The sequence below is a fragment of the Oscillatoria salina IIICB1 genome, from assembly GCF_020144665.1.
In the GTDB taxonomy this organism is placed as follows: Bacteria; Cyanobacteriota; Cyanobacteriia; order Cyanobacteriales; family SIO1D9; genus IIICB1.
Genome location: NZ_JAAHBQ010000097.1, coordinates 1 through 17,916 on the forward strand (window position 1 = coordinate 1; position 17,916 = coordinate 17,916).

The 17,916-nt window shown below is 40.2% G+C and carries 9 protein-coding genes; 3 read left to right on the plus strand and 6 right to left on the minus strand.

Annotated features, from left to right (window positions below; translation table 11 throughout):
* A partial coding sequence (locus G3T18_RS21910; protein WP_224412724.1) for a WD40 domain-containing protein occupies nt 1–3,420 on the minus strand: 3,420 nt, incomplete at its 3' end.
* Between the two features lie 345 nt (nt 3,421–3,765).
* On the opposite strand from G3T18_RS21910, the gene G3T18_RS21915 reads away from it, so the two are divergent.
* Nucleotides 3,766–4,167: a hypothetical protein gene (locus tag G3T18_RS21915; protein ID WP_224412725.1), complete on the plus strand. Its 402-nt coding sequence runs from the start codon at nt 3,766–3,768 to the stop codon at nt 4,165–4,167.
* Nucleotides 4,168–4,293: 126 nt separating this feature from the next.
* On the plus strand, nt 4,294–6,102 hold the full coding sequence (locus tag G3T18_RS21920; RefSeq protein ID WP_224412726.1) for a serine hydrolase: 1,809 nt from the start codon (nt 4,294–4,296) through the stop codon (nt 6,100–6,102).
* 126 nt (nt 6,103–6,228) lie between these two features.
* On the opposite strand, the gene G3T18_RS21925 is transcribed toward G3T18_RS21920, so the two are convergent.
* The 3 genes from G3T18_RS21925 to G3T18_RS21935 all read right to left on the minus strand — a co-directional run bounded on the left by G3T18_RS21925 (nt 6,229) and on the right by G3T18_RS21935 (nt 9,060).
* Entirely contained in the window at nt 6,229–6,699 is a 471-nt protein-coding gene (locus G3T18_RS21925) for a DUF4279 domain-containing protein (RefSeq protein WP_224412727.1), read from the minus strand.
* 92 nt (nt 6,700–6,791) lie between these two features.
* Nucleotides 6,792–8,204: an AAA-like domain-containing protein gene (locus G3T18_RS21930; protein WP_224412728.1), complete on the minus strand. Its 1,413-nt coding sequence runs from the start codon at nt 8,202–8,204 to the stop codon at nt 6,792–6,794.
* Between the two features lie 568 nt (nt 8,205–8,772).
* On the minus strand, nt 8,773–9,060 hold the full coding sequence (locus G3T18_RS21935; RefSeq protein WP_224412729.1) for a Precorrin-3B methylase: 288 nt from the start codon (nt 9,058–9,060) through the stop codon (nt 8,773–8,775).
* A gap of 262 nt (nt 9,061–9,322) precedes the next feature.
* Here G3T18_RS21935 and G3T18_RS21940 point away from each other — a divergent pair, with 262 nt between their 5' ends.
* Nucleotides 9,323–13,747 carry an nSTAND1 domain-containing NTPase gene (locus tag G3T18_RS21940; RefSeq protein WP_224412730.1) on the plus strand — a complete coding sequence of 1,475 codons (4,425 nt, stop codon included), beginning with the start codon at nt 9,323–9,325 and terminating at the stop codon, nt 13,745–13,747.
* Nucleotides 13,748–13,757: 10 nt separating this feature from the next.
* Here the strand turns inward: G3T18_RS21940 and G3T18_RS21945 are convergent, their stop codons facing one another.
* The gene (locus G3T18_RS21945) at nt 13,758–15,425 is read right to left on the minus strand and encodes a hypothetical protein (protein WP_224412731.1); all 1,668 of its coding nucleotides are present in this window, start codon (nt 15,423–15,425) and stop codon (nt 13,758–13,760) included.
* An 8-nt stretch (nt 15,426–15,433) separates the two neighbouring features.
* The gene (locus G3T18_RS21950) at nt 15,434–17,725 is read right to left on the minus strand and encodes a CHAT domain-containing protein (protein WP_224412732.1); all 2,292 of its coding nucleotides are present in this window, start codon (nt 17,723–17,725) and stop codon (nt 15,434–15,436) included.
* Nucleotides 17,726–17,916: the final 191 nt, after the last annotated feature.

Sequence of the window (17,916 nt, forward strand, 5' to 3'; positions counted from 1 at the left end):
ACTGTTAACCCAATTACGATGACTTTGGAAGGTTTCTAACAAAGTCCCAGTTTGGACATCCCATAACTTCACTAAGCTATCCAAACTACCCGAAGCGAGAGTTTTGCCATCTGGACTGAAACTGACACTGCCAACAACATTTTGATGACCTTTGAGTATATGTAACGGCTTACTATCATCAACACGCCATAATTTAACAGTACCATCCATACTGGCAGAAGCAAGGAGTTCACCATTAGGGCTAAAACTCAGGCTGGTAATCGTATCATGATGTGCAAAAAACGATCGCCTCAGCATACCATTCTCAAGATTCCATAGTTTAATTGTGCGATCGTTACCACCAGAAGCTAAAGTTTGACGATCGCGACTAAAGCTGATCCCAATATACTTATTCTTTCTCAGTGGATCGCCATGACCTTTAAAAGTATAGATTAAGCTACCATCTTTTAGACTCCATAACTCAACTATCCCCTCATCATAACCAGCAGCAAGACTCTTACCATCAGGACTAAAACTAAGGTTAAATAGTTGAGCGCTATGACCTTTTAAAGTTCGCTCTACCCTATTATGTTTGAGATTCCAGAGCTTAATATTACTATCATCACTACTAAAGGCGACAATTGCAGCATTCGGACTGAAACTAAGGCTTCTGACCATCTGACGTTCGCTTGGGAGAGTTTGTAACTCAGTTCCCGAACTAACACGCCATAATTTGACTGTACCATCTGCACTAGCAGAAGCCAGAATTTTACCATCGGAACTAAAACTAACACTCCAGACTGTATCAAGATGACCTTCGAGGATTTTAGGTTCAATACCATTAATTTGCCAAACTCTGACAGTAGAATCATCACTAGCCGAGACTAGAAATTTGCCATCAGGACTAAAACTAACTTCTTTAACATGACTCGAATGACCTCTCAAAGTTTGTGGTTCAATGTCTTCGCCAAACAAATTCCAAATTTTGATCGTATTATCTTCACTAGCAGAAACTAAACTTTTGCCATCAGGACTAAAACTAACACTCCAAATTGGGGCGCGATGACCTTCAAAAGTTCGTAACTCAGTTCCAGTTTCCACATCCCAAAGCTTAATGGTACGATCGAAACTAGCCGAAGCGAGAGTTTTGCCATGAGGACTAAAACTAACATCAGTAAGGCGATCGCTATGACCTGTGAGAGTACGCACCAGAGTTCCATTGCTCACTTTCCATAGTTTCACTGTACCGAAAAAACTAGCAGAAGCAAGCAACGTTCCATCCGGACTGAAACTGAGACTAGAGGCAATATCCCCACGATGACCTTCAATAACTCTTACTAAACTAGGTTTTTCTAAATTCCATAGTCCAATAGTTCCGTCCAAAGCAGTAGAGGCAATAAGTTGACCATCTGGACTGAAGCTAAGATCAGAAAGTCTTTCATTATGTCCTTTCAGCGTTTGGATTAAAGAGCCATCTTTCACCTGCCATAACCTAATTGTGCCATCATCTCCGGTAGAGGCAATAGTTTCACCATCTGGACTAAAACTTACACTCCAAATATTATCCTGATGACCCACAAGTGTGTGTAACAAACGACCTTCAATAGTCCATAACTTGACTGTTTTATCGGCACTACCGGAAGCAATAAGTTGACCATTGGGACTAAAGCTAACACTCCTAACTTGATTTTGATGTAATTCGAGGCGATTTTGCTCTTTAATCTGAGAAATTGCCTTCCGGAGTGCAGAGATGACCTCTGTTCGCGTTTCTGGTGAGGGGATATGAGACTTTTCTAAACTTTGCAGAGCTTTTCCAGCTTTGAGGGCTTTCAGTAAGGCTTCAAAAGGACTAGAGTTAAAAGCTTTTTCTGAGGAGAGACTAATCAAAGATATCTTAACTTCTGCCAATTCTTGTTGAGCTTGTCTGACTTGGTATTTTACCGCGATCGCGACGCTTACGGATACCGTAAGAATCACAGAACCAATTCCGATAACCATTCTCGCTTGGCGTTTGGCTATCTTAAGTTCGGTTTGAGCTTTTTGTCGAGCCAAAGTTAAAGTAGAATTTGCCTCAGCTAAAATCTGACTTTCTTGTTCTTGAACAGCTAAAGCTTGTCGAACTTCCCGCTTTTCTAAATCCTGACTAGCAGCTAAAAAGCGATAATCTAAAGGACTCAAACTCTGAGAATTTGCCCAGGAAAGAGCATCTTGTAATGCTTGTCCTCGCAATAAGCGAGAGTCATCTTGATAGTTAGATGCTATCCAAGCTTTAAGCATCGTTGCGTAGGGACGTAACTTTCCCAATTCTTTGTCTATCCAAGCTAAATTAAATACTTCAGCATAAATACGGTTATAAACCTTGAGTTTCCCTTGTTGTTGTACCACTAAACCGGACAAACGCAATTCAGTTTGCTCGGAACTTCCCTCAGCTAAAATTTCCCCTTCTGCTAAAATTTGGCGATAGATTTCTAGCAATTGACCTGCACGTTGTTCATTGCGTAAAAGGCGATCTCTAATTGTGCGTAAATGTTCCGGTTCGTCCTTGGCTTCCCAATTATCAACAATACAATTTTTAATAATTTCTGCAAGTTCAGCTTGATTTATTGTTTTCTTCATCGAGCCATTCTGAGAAATGTTTGATAACGAAATAGCTTGAGCGTGTCGAGCAATAATAAGACAAACTTTTTGAGTTAAGAAAGGTTGTCCTCCCGTCCAAACTAAAATTTCTTTTACTAATTCTTGAGGATTATTTACTGAATTTTCTAATCCCTTAACCAAAGGTTGCACTTCTGAAAATTGAAACCCATGCAATTCAATAGCCTTACCAATATTAAAAGGAGTTTGAGTTTTATCTTGAATCAAATCGCTAGGAGTAGCCACGCCTAGTAAAGCAAATGTCAGACGTTGATAAGCCGAATTATCGACTCTTTGATTAGAAAATAGCCGAATCAAAGCAAAAAAATCATCGAGAGAAAAATTTTGACTAAGAACTCGGTCAATTTCATCTATAAAAACTACTATATTTTGTTTAATTTCTGCCAAGAAAATTTCTTCAATAAATAAATTTAATCGTTGTACAGGTGAAAAGACATCTCGCCGTTCTCGCCACCAATTACGCCATTGAATTTTTTGCCTCAACTGACAACTATTAACTAAAGAATTAATAATTCCAGCATACCATTTTTCAGGAGTAACACCTTCCTTACCAATTCCCGTTAAATCGATAAAAGCACAGAGAATTCCCTCAGCTTGTAACCTTTCCATTGTTCGCACTCGTAAACTAGATTTACCCATTTGCCGCGAATTGAGAACATAACAAAACTGACCTCTTCTCAACGCTTCATAAAACTCTCTGTCAGCTTGTCGAGTCACGTAACTGCTAGCTGTCGTGGGTAGACTTCCTCCCACTTGATATTCATAGTTGTAATTTAGTTCAGTCATAGATTTAAAGTAACTACAGTATAACTTGAGTATAATATTTCTCTGTTTGACAGGTTGAGACAGAAAAACAAACCTGACTTTTACCTATTTTTTCAATTCTGCTCCCAATTTTTCCTGATTTTTTCCCGATAAATTATTAGGCAAATGCCATGTATGCTAGTTGAATTACCTGATTTTATCCCCTGGCGAGTCTCATTCCTAAGCAAGATAATGATTAATATCAAAGCTAAAGAACTAGATGTTTGACTTGCGTTAAGGATTTTGCTGTTAAAAGGCATTAATAAAAATTCTTAATTCACGATCGATCTGGTTCGCGACAAGTTAACTTCAATGGAGGATTCAATTATGGCTATTCTCAGTGATTTTGTTAGTGTAATGGAGAACAAAAACTTTGATGTCCAAATTGGTGATAGCAAAAATCGCAACGGTTGGACAGAACCATTTAAAACTGGTCGCCGCCGCGCCAATGATACTGCATTTATCACTTTTATGGTCAAAGGTATGACCCTGACTAATGAAAATGCCAATGTATTTATTAATGACCGAAAGGTTGGTGTGCTGTTCAATAATAAAGGTGGAAATCCTAACCACTGGCAAACTCAAACTATCGCCTTAAGTGGCTCAGATTTGAACGATGGTGAAAATGTGCTGCGAGTTGAGCCAGTATCTAATCCGGGTACTAGCGGGGGGACTTTCGATGATTTCTTTATCCGGAATGTGTATTGTCACTTCCATCAAAATTCCTAGATTGCTTTGAAAAAGAAGCTTTTTCCTACTTCTTTAAAAGCTTTGGGTGGGTATTGCTTGCTCACCCAGAAACAAATTCTTTTCCTTGAGGAAAATTATATCTGTCCATTCTGGAGAACTAAGCTCGTGAAACGAACCGTAATTAGAATTTGTCTTATCCTTCTACTGGCTTTTCCACTGTTGAGTTTAAACGCAACTGCATCAACTCTAGTTTCCCCCGAATCTGGTCATCAATTAAAATCTACTACTCAGATGCAGCTTGCTTTGGCAGAAACCTCAGACACTACTCCTACGCAGTTTTGGTGGTTACAAGGTGTTTCTCCTGACCAAATCAAAGACAAGCTTAAACAAGGGTATCGAATTGTTGACCTAGAAGTAGAGTCTACCAATCCCTATCGTTTTAGCACTGCAATGGTGAAAAATGAGGGGATCTATGCCAAAAAATGGTGGTGGTACTATGGTTTAACTTCATCAGCAGTTAAAGAAAAACTCTCGCAAAACAAAGCTCGAATTATTGACTTACAAGTTTATCGGGTTAACGGTCAAAAACGCTATGCAGTCGTTCTTGTCTCTAACACAGGCTCGGATGCTAAGGCTTGGTGGTACTATACTGACCTTTCTTTTGATGAGATGATGGCAAAAGCTAGGGATAATAATGCACGCCTTGTTGACCTTGAGACTTATGTTGTCGGTAATAAGCAACTCTTTAGTGGTGTAATGATTAGAAATACCGGTGCAGACCGCAAGGCGTGGTGGGTATATTCCAATAAATCACCTGCTTTTATTAGCTCAAAACTCCAAGAAAATAACGCCCGATTAATTGATATCGAGAAACGTGGCAACAATACTTTTACCGTTATTATGGAGCGCTCTGAAGGTCAAGGTTGGTGGTGGTACTACGGTAAAAGTGCAGCCCAAGTTAACGAACTGTGGCGACAAAATGGGGCAAGAATTTTTGACATTGAACCCTACACAGTTAACGGACAGAAACGTTTTGCCGTTCTGATGCTTAACAATTCCAACGCACTAACGACCCGGATTGGCGAGATGCTGCGAGACAATACTAATGGGGCTGTAGGATTACATCTCCAGCGAACAAACGGACAAGTTCTCGCCTCGTTGCAAAGTGATAGGGTGTTCTATCCAGCCAGCACAATTAAAGTTTTAGAACACCTCCATGCCATGCGTGCAGTTGCAGCAGGGGATGCAGATTTAGACGCGACAACACTGAGAGTTTATCCTGATGTTAAAGATAGCTGTTCTGAGCGACATAGTGGTCAAAACTTCAATAGTGAAACTCTCAGAGAAGCTTTAGAAAAGATGATGAAATCGTCTAATAACCAAAGTACCAACGCGATTCAGGAGTTGTTTGGTAACGGTGATACCGCTCGGGGTAGAGAGGTTATTAATCGGATGGCTCATAATGTTGTCGGTATGAGTAATGATACTGCCATCAATCATAAATTTGCTTGTGGCGGACCGAATAACAATCCTGCCAATCAACTGACCCTCAAAGATATAACCTTACTCTATCAGCAGATAGCAACTAATTCAAATGTTCTTGACCCTAAAACACGAACTACTTTTTACCAACTCATGCTTGGTAAAACCAACAACTTGTTCAATTTCGTAGAGACGGTAATTGATGACGAAGCTAGCAAAATTGGTGTTACAGGCACAGATTTGCAGTCATTTAAGTCTCAAATTGAGATGGCATATAAGGCGGGAAATATCCCCTATAATTCTCAGATTAATTCCCACATCTCAATTGCTGGTTGGATTGAGATTCCTTTTAAAAATAGAACGCAGATTGTTCCTCGACAATATACCTTCGGTATTTTTGTTGATGAGGCAACCCAAAATTCAGTTAATCTTGCGTCCGTGACCGCCGAACTACTTCGAGAGGAAATTCGTGCTGCACTGAAGACCTTTTAAAGCTCATTACGGGGGAGAAATTAGCTCCCCCTTGGCTCAGATTACTTCGTTAATTAGATAAGTACAAGGAATGAATAGAAGATTGCCAAACAGAATATTAGTTCACGAAAACTAAAAGAGTAAGCTCTATTCGTCAGAAAACTTGCAATAGATATCGAAATCAATACTGAGATGACGTTCAACTAACTTTTGCATTAACTCTGGCGATAGAGACAGACCTCGGTTCCAATCATTGAGAAAGATACCACAAAATACATTACCAGAGAAACTACGCAATTCTTCCCAGACAGTAAGTGGAACAGTTATACACTCAAGCAAACGAGTAATTTTTGTCTCTAAAACACCTGTATCTTCTTTGTCACCCTTGAGTATCCAAGCACCAGTTTGAGCAATGTGATGAGAACTTTTACTCCCAATAATATCACCTTTGCGGTAGGCTTTGCTAGGTTGACATTTCAGCAAAGCCGAGATTTCCTCTGGATTCAAATTATCGCCCAAAAAGCGTAATGATACTTTGACAGTTTCTACCGAACCACCGACACTAATAACATTGTTATCAGATTCTGGAGCTAGGAAATTTGGCTTTATTTCATCCATTATTTCAGCTTCCTTACTTCACTAAATATTTTCCTTTGAGTCAAAACTAAAGTTAATTCGTCATCATTCTTTTTTCTAAATTTAATTTAATTTCACGACAAAACTCGACGGAAATAGTCACGATATAAACGGCATCGAGGTACTACTTGATTTCCTTTTCGTTGCACTAATCCTAAACTATGTAACTTATATATTTTTAGAGAATCTAGTTCAACTGGTTCATTAGCGTTAACAACAATTTTGAATGCTTCAGCTAATTCCGGTACTTGTTTTAAAGCTAGCATTTGCCCTCGTAAATGATGGTTATAAATTCCTGATTCGTCAGATGCTTCCGATAAGATTTGTTCTAACTCTATTTCAGCAGAACTAAGATAATATATGGTTAGACGTAATAAATAAGGATGTCCTCCTATTACTGCCATTATTTGCTTGATTTGATGATGATGCCAATTTAATCCATGCAGACGAATTAAACTATTTACTTGTTGTTCATTGAATTCGTTTAATTCTATTGGAATTCCCGCATTAAAGGGAGATTGATTAATATCTAAAGGGATATAAATTTCTGTTGAGTGAGCAATAATTAATCGTAGTTTTTGCCAAAGCTGCGACATTTTCCCTTTTTCATGCCAGCTTCGTAACATTCCGAAAAAATCTTCGATTACTTCTGTATGAGGAAAAAGGCGATCTACTTCATCTAATGCTAGTACCAAAGGTGCATTTATTTCTGCTAGTAAATATTCTTCAAAGTATCCGGTACAATTATCATTACTTCCTAAAATGTCTGTATCCCAATATTCATTGAGATGATTAGATAAATTTAACTGCTTGCTGGTTTTTAAGCATAACCAACGCAGAAATTTATCTAAATTAGTTAAAATTCCTCTGTCTACACTACCTAAGTTTAGATAGACAGCTTGATATTTTTGGTTGGTTGCTTCGGCTAAAATCCTCGTAATTAAAGAAGTTTTTCCCATTAACTTAGGTGCTTTAATCCGAAGTAGCGAACCAGGTTTCATAATGGTCGCGTAGCTAAGTAATTCTATTTGTTCTCGTTGTAAGTAAAAGGGAGAATATAAAGGTACTGAGCCTTCGGGAAAGGTGATTTTGCTAACTGGAGATGAAGTTTTTTCTTGGGTGGCAACCTGAGCGGTGTTTAAACTTTTTTTCGCTCTTTTTAAAGCTTCCTTAAAGTTACTCTTGGTTACTTTCTCTGGTAAACAATTAGAAAGTTTTTTCCAAAGTTTGTTGCCAACATCTTTATTAAGATATTCAGGACTATAACCATATTTCTCTGCCATCTCATAATAAGTTTTACCTTGCCAAGCATCTTGAAGAATTTTGGCTTCCAAATCAGTAAGGTGTTTACCTGTATTTTTGCTTAAAAGCTGATTAACAACTTCTTTTGCGTTTTCCCAAGAAAAATTGGTTTCTAAATCAGTATCATCTGAGAAATTAGTGCTTTGATTTAAAGAAGATAATGCTTGAAGAGTTTGAGTATTCATGGGATAATTTAATTGTCTATAGAGAATAAGTTGCTAATGAAATCAATTAGCTCCGGATTTTTTAGCTTAGGAGTTTGTGGAATTGCTTTGATTAGAGATTAATTTTTTTCGAGAAAAAAATATTGGAGTTTGAGAAATTATTATTTACACGAGTTACGTGATGAATTTCGTCCATGCTATCACAATGAAAAAATAAGTGCTATGTCTTTCGAGGAAGAATCACTGTTGTGAATTTCAATGATGAAAAGACCCTGGTTAAAATTAAGGATATTTTCACTGTTTGCAGGTTATAGTCTGATTTTGCCTGTATTAATTATTATGTCTGAGGAGATTGAAGTATGCAGTTACAGTAAATTTGTTCTCTACAAATAGTTAATTTTGGGCAGATAAGTTAAGCTGAGTAATGGTTTTGTCAATCCCAGAAATGCGGTATGATATTGCAGCCTTGGGCTAGAATATAAGCGAGCTCCTATTGGGCAGTTCAGATGCGATCGCCTAAACTAGATAGCTAACAAATTGTTTGTGTAAGAGAATCACTCCCACGGGAAAACAGTACAAACAATCTCCATCACTTTTTCCGCTTCCGTTTCGACTTGGGTGGTGTACGATGTGCGCCAAAATATTTTTCACTGCGATAGCGTAACCAAACTCTTAACTGCTGAGGAATCTGCTCTTTTTGCTCTTTAGTTAAAGTATTGTAAAGCGCTAAAGCGCGTTCTCTTTCTCCACGACAGGCGGCATTATTATGATTATCCCAGTAACCACGAGCTACCCGAATCCGCCGACAGACTTCCTTAATAAGTGCTTCTCCTGTGAGAGGTTTTTCTGGCTTTGCCATATTTAGAGAGAGAATCACTGCTTTCCCTATTCTAAACCATTTAATTAGTAGTAATATTACTTCGTAAACAGTTTTAACAGTTTCTTTCTTTTGGATACTGGTGTAAAACAATAGAAGAGATTAGTCAAATGATAGAAAACATAATCAAAAAATCTACATTATTTTAAGCTTGAGAAATTCTTAAATTACCTGAGAAAATCGACAAGTGAACTATACTTAAATTACTGAAAGCATCTACTAGCGAATTAAACCAATTTAACTGTATTTGCCTTCAACTGCCATGAATCGAGATGCTCTCATCGTAGGAATTAATCAGTATCCCTTCCTCCAAGATAGTCCGACAAGCCCTCCAAAAAACCTCAAAAGTCCTGCTAGTAGTGCAGAAGCGATCGCACAACGTTTAGAAGAGTATGGTGGGTTTCGAGTGCGACGACTGCCGGAAACGATTCAGAATGGGCAGCGCCTTATCGATTCAGAATCAGCCAAGTTGGATGCAGATACTCTAGAGGATGCCATTGTCCAACTGTTTAATCCAGTCGGGGATAACGTTCCAGAAACGGCACTGTTGTATTTTATCGGTCATGGGCAGCGCAAGGAACGGGGTGGAGTCACAGAAGGGTTTTTAGCTACCAGTGATGTGAGTCCGAGGAAAAAGCGGTGGGGAGTTTCCCTGCGATGGTTGCGGGAACTGTTACAAAAGAGTCCGGTGCGGCAGCAAATTGTTTGGCTAGATTGCTGCTTTGCTGGCGAGTTGCTCAATTTTACGGAAGCAGATTTGGGAACAGTAGGTCAAGGTCAGACAAGGTTTTTGATTGCCGCAGCACGGGAATTTGAACGGGCAGAAGAAGATATTCAGGGACAGCATGGGGTATTCTCTCGGACACTTTGGGAGGGACTCGACCCCAGACGACAGCCGCAGGGTGTGGTTAATAATGATAGGTTGATTGAGTATATTGACCAGACGCTCAAAGGCACTCCCCAGCAACCGATTTGGTACAACCCCAACTATGAAATTCTTCTGACAGGTAAACGAGAGCAAGTTTTTCTTCCTACTCCAGATGAGATTTGTCCCTACAAGGGGTTGCGCTTCTTTGATGTTGACGATGCTCCCTATTTTTATGGACGGGAAGCGTTGACTCAAAAGCTGATTGAGCGAGTGCAGATAGGTAAGGGAAATTTTCTGGCGGTGCTGGGAGTTTCTGGGAGTGGTAAGTCTTCATTACTCCGGGCTGGGTTGATTTATCAGTTGCAGCAGGAACGGAGGTTGCCGGGAACGGAGCAATGGAAGATTCGGATTTTTACGCCAGGGGAACAACCGTTGGTGAGTTTAGCGACGGCGTTTCTGGATGAGGAAGTTACAGATATTGAGCGTGCGGGACAGCTAAGGGAGGCAGAAGAGGCAATTAAAGAGGGAGCAAAGGGTTTAGCAAGGTTGATTAATGTTTCAAAATCACCGCGCACGTTATTGATTGTGGATCAATTTGAAGAAGTTTTCACACCATCTGTCAAAGCCAATCACCGACAGCAGTTTATCTCGACCTTGTTGGGTGCGCTCAAACAAACAGGGGATAAGCTTTGCCCGATCTTTGCAATGCGAGATGATTTTTTGGGTAAGTGTGCGGCTTATCGGGAATTAGCTGATTTAATTCAGGCAAATTTGCTGATGGTGACACCGATGAGCGCCCAGGAGTTAAGACAGGCGATTGTTGAACCTGCAACGAAACTGGGGCGGAAGGTTGAGGAGAATTTGATAAGTGCCATCCTTAAAGATTTGGGAGTGGAGGTGCAGTCTTCAAATGAAGCAGAGAAGATACCGGAACCAGAGCCGGGAATGCTGCCTTTGTTGGAATATACCTTAGAGCAGCTTTGGCAACGGCAGACTTTGAATTGGTTAAAGTTAGACAGTTACAACCAATTGGGTAGAGTACAAAAAACTCTAGAAAATCTGGCAGAAGAGGCTTATAAGGGGCTTTCCCTTGAGGAACAGCAGGTGGCTGACCAGATTTTTATCAAGTTGACTCAATTAGGAGAAGGAACGCCGGATACTCGCAAACAAATGCCTCAACGAGATTTGGTTACTCAAGCCCAATCAGCACAGTTGATGGAACAGGTAATCCAGAAGTTAGCTCAGGCAAAGTTGATTGTCACCAGCGAGCAAAGGAAAGGTCAAGATCGGGTAGCGGTGGTGGATGTGGCGCATGAGGCGTTGATTCGCCATTGGTCAAGGTTAAGGGAATTGTTGGATAATAACCGAGAGGCGATTAGGACTGAGCGGAAGATTCAGACGGCGGCTGAGGAGTGGCGAGAGAAGGATAAGTCTAAAGATTATTTATTGACAGGGTTGAGGTTGGGTGAAGCTGAGAGTTTTCTTCAAAATGAAGTGGATATTGTTCCTTTGTCCAGTTTAGCTGAGAAATTTATTCAGGAAAGTCAGAAAGAGCGCGATCGCCTTCAAGTAGAAAAAGATCGCCAACGTCGCCAAACGATTCTTCGACTGACTGGGTTTTCTATTTTTGCTTTGATTTTAGCTGGAATCGCTGGAATAGGATGGTGGCGTACTCTGATTGCTGAGAAGAATTCACAGCTTATAGCCCGTAGTCAGTCTTCAGAAGCTCTATTTGCTTCAAATCAGGAGTTTGATGCACTTTTAGAAAGCATTAGAACCGCCAAACAAATTCAAAAACAAACAAAAATAGAAAGATTTTTATTTGGAATCAAACCTACTACCGAGATGCAGGTCAAAGGAGCTTTATTTCAGGCTGTTTATGGAGTTAGAGAACTCAATCGCTTTGAAGGTTACGATCGGCACTTTATGCGTGTTTCATTTTCCTCTGATGGAAAAAGTATTGCTGCTGCTAGTGAGGATGGTAGGATCAAACTTTGGAATTTAGATGGAGGCGAGAAAGCAACTATTGAAAACAAATATAATTCGGGAGTCAGAAATGGAAATTATTTAGTTAGTAGTGTTAGCTTCAGTCCACAAAGTAATCTTATTGTTGCTGCTTCTGAAGATGGTAATCTCAAAATTTGGAATTTTGAAGGTCAAGAAATTGATTCATTGAAACATCAGCTTCAAGACATTCTTTTAACCAGTATTAGTTCTGATGGGACAACTATTGCTGCTATTAATATTGATGGAAAAATTAAAGTTTGGAAAAGGGATACTCAAGAAAATTATTCCTTTCAACTCTTTTTAGAACCAGATTTTCCTTATGTAAGCGCTTTCAACTTTAGTGTTGATGGTAATCCGATCGCTGCTGCTGGTGAGAATGCTATTGGTGAGAATGCTATTAATTATACTGTTAAAATCTGGAATCTTGAGGGTCAAGACCCCATTATTTTAAATCCTAATTGGACAGTTACCAGTCTAAATTTTAGTCCTAATTCTGATACAATTATTTTGACAGAAGGTTCAGAAGTAACATTTTGGAGTTTAGAGGGAGAGAAATTTGACGATTTCTCTGATTTTGGCGTTACAGGATCGGTTTTTAGCCCTGATGGTAGCAGAATTGCTACTTTTGGTAGTAATATAGGCGATATTAAACTCTGGAATAATTTTAATGGTCGATGGGAAATTGAAGCAACTTTAATTGGACATAGCTATACTATTCATGATGTGAGTTTTAATCCTATTAATAGTAATATGCTGGTTTCTGTGAGTGCGGATAACACTGTTAAAGTCTGGGATCTCGAAGGAGTCCAACCCGCAAAATTTAGAACAGTGAATGGTTCTTTAGGAAATATAAGTCTGAGTCCAAATGGTAAATTTATTGCGACAGTAAATGCTGATAGATCTCTAAAAATTTGGGATTTAGAGGGTAATCTTCAAAAATCTTTTTCTGAAGAAATTTCTTCTTTTAGTAAAATAACTTTTAGCTCCGACGGTAAAAAGATAGTTTCCAGTCACCGTAATAAGGTTCAAATTTGGCATACTGAAACTGGAGAAAATCAAATAATTATTGAGCAAAAATTACCGAGAAGACCAAGCCAACGTAATGATTTTGGGAGAGCTAATTTTGGTAAAAAAGATAGGATTATTACAGTAGGACAAGAAGATGGGACTGTGAAAATTTTATCTCTTGATGGGAGAGTAATTGAAACTCTCAAAGGTGGAGGAAAAATAGTTATTTATAGTCCGAACGGTAACATATTAGCTTCTGCTAGCAAAGATAAGACGATCAAACTTTGGACTGCTGAAGGATTAGTATACGAAGAATTACCTCCTTTAATTGGAAGTGATTCTGAGATTACCAGTTTGGTTTTTAGTCCAGATAGCAAAACTTTAATAGCTGGAAATGAAAATGGGAATATTCTAATTTGGAAGCTTGCGGATAGAAGCTTAAAAATACTTCAAGGACATACCAATTCTGTTGGGAGTTTAAATTTTCGACCGGATGGTTTAATTTTTGTTTCAGGAAGTGGAAGTAGTGCGAAAAGCGATGCAGGGATCGTTAAATTTTGGAGTCTTGATGGACAAGAACTTAAATCTTTGAAAACCAATAGTTCTACAGTTCGGAATCTTAATTTTACTCCTGATGGTCAAACTTTAATCTATGGTGATGGTGGGAACGTCAATCTGTGGAATTTAGATTTAAATTATCTATTGAATAAAGGTTGTAATTGGGTGCGTGGTTATTTAAAGCATAACCTTACGATTAGTGAAACAGATCGCCATCTCTGCGATGGCATCGGAACTGCTAATTAAGGTACACAACTTACTCGTTTTTCGCTTCTCCCCCCGGCAAACTACTCAAACTGCGACTCGCCACATCTGCACTCAATCCCCAAAGCACCAAACCCCAATAATCAGCAAATGGCTCGGCTCCAAACGTTCCCCCATTCTCCACATACAAAGCGCGAATTCCCACCACGGATAACCCAAATAACAGCGCCAACGACAATAATGGTCGCACCACCCAATAGGTTGCTTCTGCTCGCACTGCACCAGAAACACCAGAAAAGAAAACAAGCGATCGCCTCAACCACACTACCCACATCGGCAAAGCTGGCGCTTTCTGAGCCTGAGTTTGCACCGCATGACCAACTGCTACCACCGCTTCCTGAGCCTCTCGAAGGGTTTCCATTATGGCTGCATCCGGCTTATTCTCCGAACCCATCATCGTCGTTCCCAACTTCACTACCTCAGACTGAATTTCTTCAAGTAGCACTTTCGCTTGCTCCAATCCTTTTTCATCCGACGACAATCCAATCAGCGATCGCGCTTCAGCAATCTTTTGCAGTATCTCCTTCACCTTGGGATGCTGCTGTTTCGGTTCCAACTTCTGCTCCATCATGCGTAATCGCTTCAAGCAGTCGAGACGAACGGCGATCGCATCTACCTCTGCCTTTACCCCATCCAAGTCCATCTGATAAACTGACTGGCGAACTTGGTTAACCATTGGCATCAACATTTCGCAGTCTTCCGGGTTAGCTTCACTCATCTGTAACTCTAGCTTATTTACCTCCCCCAAAGCCTCAGCTTGAGGAATCCCCTTCTCCTGCATATACTTAAACAACCTGCCCAAAATAATTCCCACCAATAACACCAGAAGTGGTATCAATGGACCTGAGCGCATACTCAAATTTATCGGAATCTTCAGCATCTCCTCTCCCCCTTCCAGCGTCAGGTAAACTGCTCCCGTATAGCGGTCGGGGGGAATTTGCGATCGCTCCCACTTTAACGGTAAGCGAACGATTTGATTAGCAGCCAGTGTTTCTGGAGTTGGAGGTGGTTCAACCTCAGTTTCAGTAATTTGATATCCCGTCTGCTTACCTACTAAAACCACCTCTGCATTGGTCAGAGAAACCGATGCCTCAACTGGGTTGTTAAATCGTAGCAACCATTGATTCTGAAAAGCATTCGCCGGAAGCAAAACGCGAGCTAAGGCACAGTCGAACAACCAGCTACAATGAACTAACTGAAGCTGTAGCTGTTCTGAATCTGGCAATGCCACTAAATTTGGTCTAGCTTTTGCATTGACCGTGAGTGGAATCACCACAGCTTCTGAACGCAGTTGACCCGATGGTAATAGCTCAATTTGACCCTCATAAATTCCTGGCGCTTGGATAGCACTTACCTTTACCTGAAAATCCTTTGGTACTCCTGCTTCTAGCTGAGGTTCCCCAATTAACTCGATCTGCTGGCGTGTAATTTTTTGAGCCGTATCCTTGCGCTTCAAATCAGAGGGTAGGAAAGTAAAAGAAACTACATCCTCTTCAGGCACAGTTAATCGTAGATTACCAATAAACCCATTCTCCTCCCCCAACCATCCCGTAATTTCCAAAGGTTTATCAGTAGTATCAACATCGATTGTTTGTCCTAAAGCAGAGCTAGGAAAAACCAGCAAAATAATTAAAGCAACACCACCAACAAAGCGTTTCACAATCGACCTCAATTAATTAAACCAACAGCATGGGAGAGAACAATTTCGTGCGCTGCATATAGCGAGTACACTAAACCCAAGGGATTTAACTTCTCTCGCAATAATTCCTGGCGCACTCTTAGCATAGCCTGTCCTAAAGGCTCTCCCTTAAATAAACGTGGTAAAAGCGCAGCCGCATAAGATTCAGCAAACATTTCCGGAACCGGACATTCCGTACCAATAACACCGCACGCACCAGCCACTCGAAAGTCATCAATCAAACTCATATAGCTTTCTGGAGTATAATCTCCCGTCGCACAACCATTAAGAAATACCAGGGGATGGTGCGACCATTTCAATTGGGAAGCTTCTAAAAAATTACTATCAATTCGTCCGTCACTAATCTCAAGATAGGGTTGCTCGAAAATCTCATCGATACCACCATGACAATAGAAATAAATCAAATCCCAACTGGTGCGATCGCGCCAGAGTTGTTCTAATTTAGCAATCTTTGATGCTATCAGCACTTGTACCTGTCCTGCTGCTTGTAGTTTTGGTAGATGATCTCGCCACAGAGAAAAGTTTTCCCAAACATTAAAATTGAGCAATAAGGGTTGGTCATTAGCAATTTTTTTAACTAATGCTGTGGGTTGAGGTAACTCTCCCGTCACCCAACAAGGCAGTTGTTCAATAGCGTAGCGGTAGCCCCAGAAGCTATAGGGACAGACAATGTAATCATCATCAGCATGGGGACAGGTTAAACAATCTTCCTTACTGGTGAAGAAGTATTCGCAGACACGGGTTTTGCCCGATTCGTATTTTACATTTCGCTCGTACAGTAAAGCCCAAGGGATAGTAACTTGACCGATAATTGGATTCACTTGGATCGTAATTCCTGGTTCGAGAGTAGCTGGTAATTTTTCACCCTGGTCATCAGACGCTGGATTGCCTTGATTTTGGGGTAAGATTGCTCGATAAAGATAGCGTCCCACTTGAGCAAAACGAGGTAGCCAGTTATTGAGCAAATCCATTTCTCCCTTGTCCACCCATTCATACCCTTCACGTGCAGCTAGGTTAAGCTGCTTGCGAACGCCTGCAACTGCTTTACCTAATGCCGCAGGCTGTAAAATAGTATCGTAAAAGGCTAGTTCCTGATTCCCCTGTGTCCGGTCTAGAAAGCGAAAGTCAATACTTCCATCCCGTTGATTGCGTTCTACATCAATGGTCAAAAATCTTTCTGGAGTCAGTTTAAGCTGTTCGGTGGTGAGTTGGTCAGTTGTGGTAAATGTAACTCTAGTTCTCTGGATGGGAAGCATCGACTCTGGCACTTCCGCACTTTGATGAGGAATAATTATTGCTTCAACTTGTTTCGCTTGTAACAAATAGCCTCGATAGAATAATTCAACCTGAAGTAATCCTCGCCCCGATCCTAATTTGGGTATCACCATAAAGCCGATTACCTCTGATGTACCTTGACGGGGAAGTTTCAGTTTTTTTACTTGCCAGGGAACGAGAAAATCATGAGAAGAGACGACTACATCCACAGACAATGTTTCCTCTTTTTCCCAAATTTGGGCAATTGCCTCGTCTGGGAAAGGGACATTGGTTTCATCAGTTCCCTTGCGTTCTGGACTAATATCTATATGCAGAATATAAGTTTGACCTTGAACCAAAGGTTCATTATTCAAAATCACAGTTGGCTGAAATGGTTTGCGTAAATAAGTATTGAAATAGCGAGATGTTTTCAGTGTTTGTTGAGTTGCCCCTTTTATCTCAGTAAATATTGTTTCACCTACTCTCAATCTTTCATCTGTAGGTTCTTCAACTGCTAGAGAAGGTAAATCTGGATAAGGTCTAGGCAACTCCCCTGCTGGCAAGTTATCGCTCTTGCCTAAAAATCCTTCTAACCTTTGCAAAGCAACAAATTGTTTTATTGTTTGGATAGGATCGACAGCACTCAGAATTCTAGTTGTAGCATTTAAAGTTTCGTTACTAGCAAAATCTAACTCTTCTTCATCGATTGCAAAGGTTTCAGATGTAGAGGTCGTAGGTAGTTCTCGTTCTAATTCTTCCCAAGAAGGTAAAACTTCAGTCGGAATTTGTTCGAGTTTTTCTAGACGAGCTTGAAAAAACTCAAAGTACCTTTTTAACTCTGTATTCCCTTGAACAACTGCTCTTAACCCCTGTTCAATCCATTCCCAATCATCTCTGTCAAGCGCTAGCTGTGCAGCTACAGTCTTGAGAGCTTCTTTTTCCTCTGAGGTAAGGGGGACTTGTAGTTGTCGAAGGGCTAACAGAAGAGCTAGTAGCGCCTTTGTCATTGATGAATTCATCTGAGGGCAGAAAAAATTGGCAAATTAGGTTCAGCTAATAATATATCTTCTATTTTGAGCCTTGAATATTTTCAAATGTTGTCCGGCTAAGTTTTTCTCCTAGGAGAGATTATATTTAGTAGTACATTCTGCCGTATAGCGAAAGTCTCGGATTTCAGTGGCGTGAGCTAAATTACTAG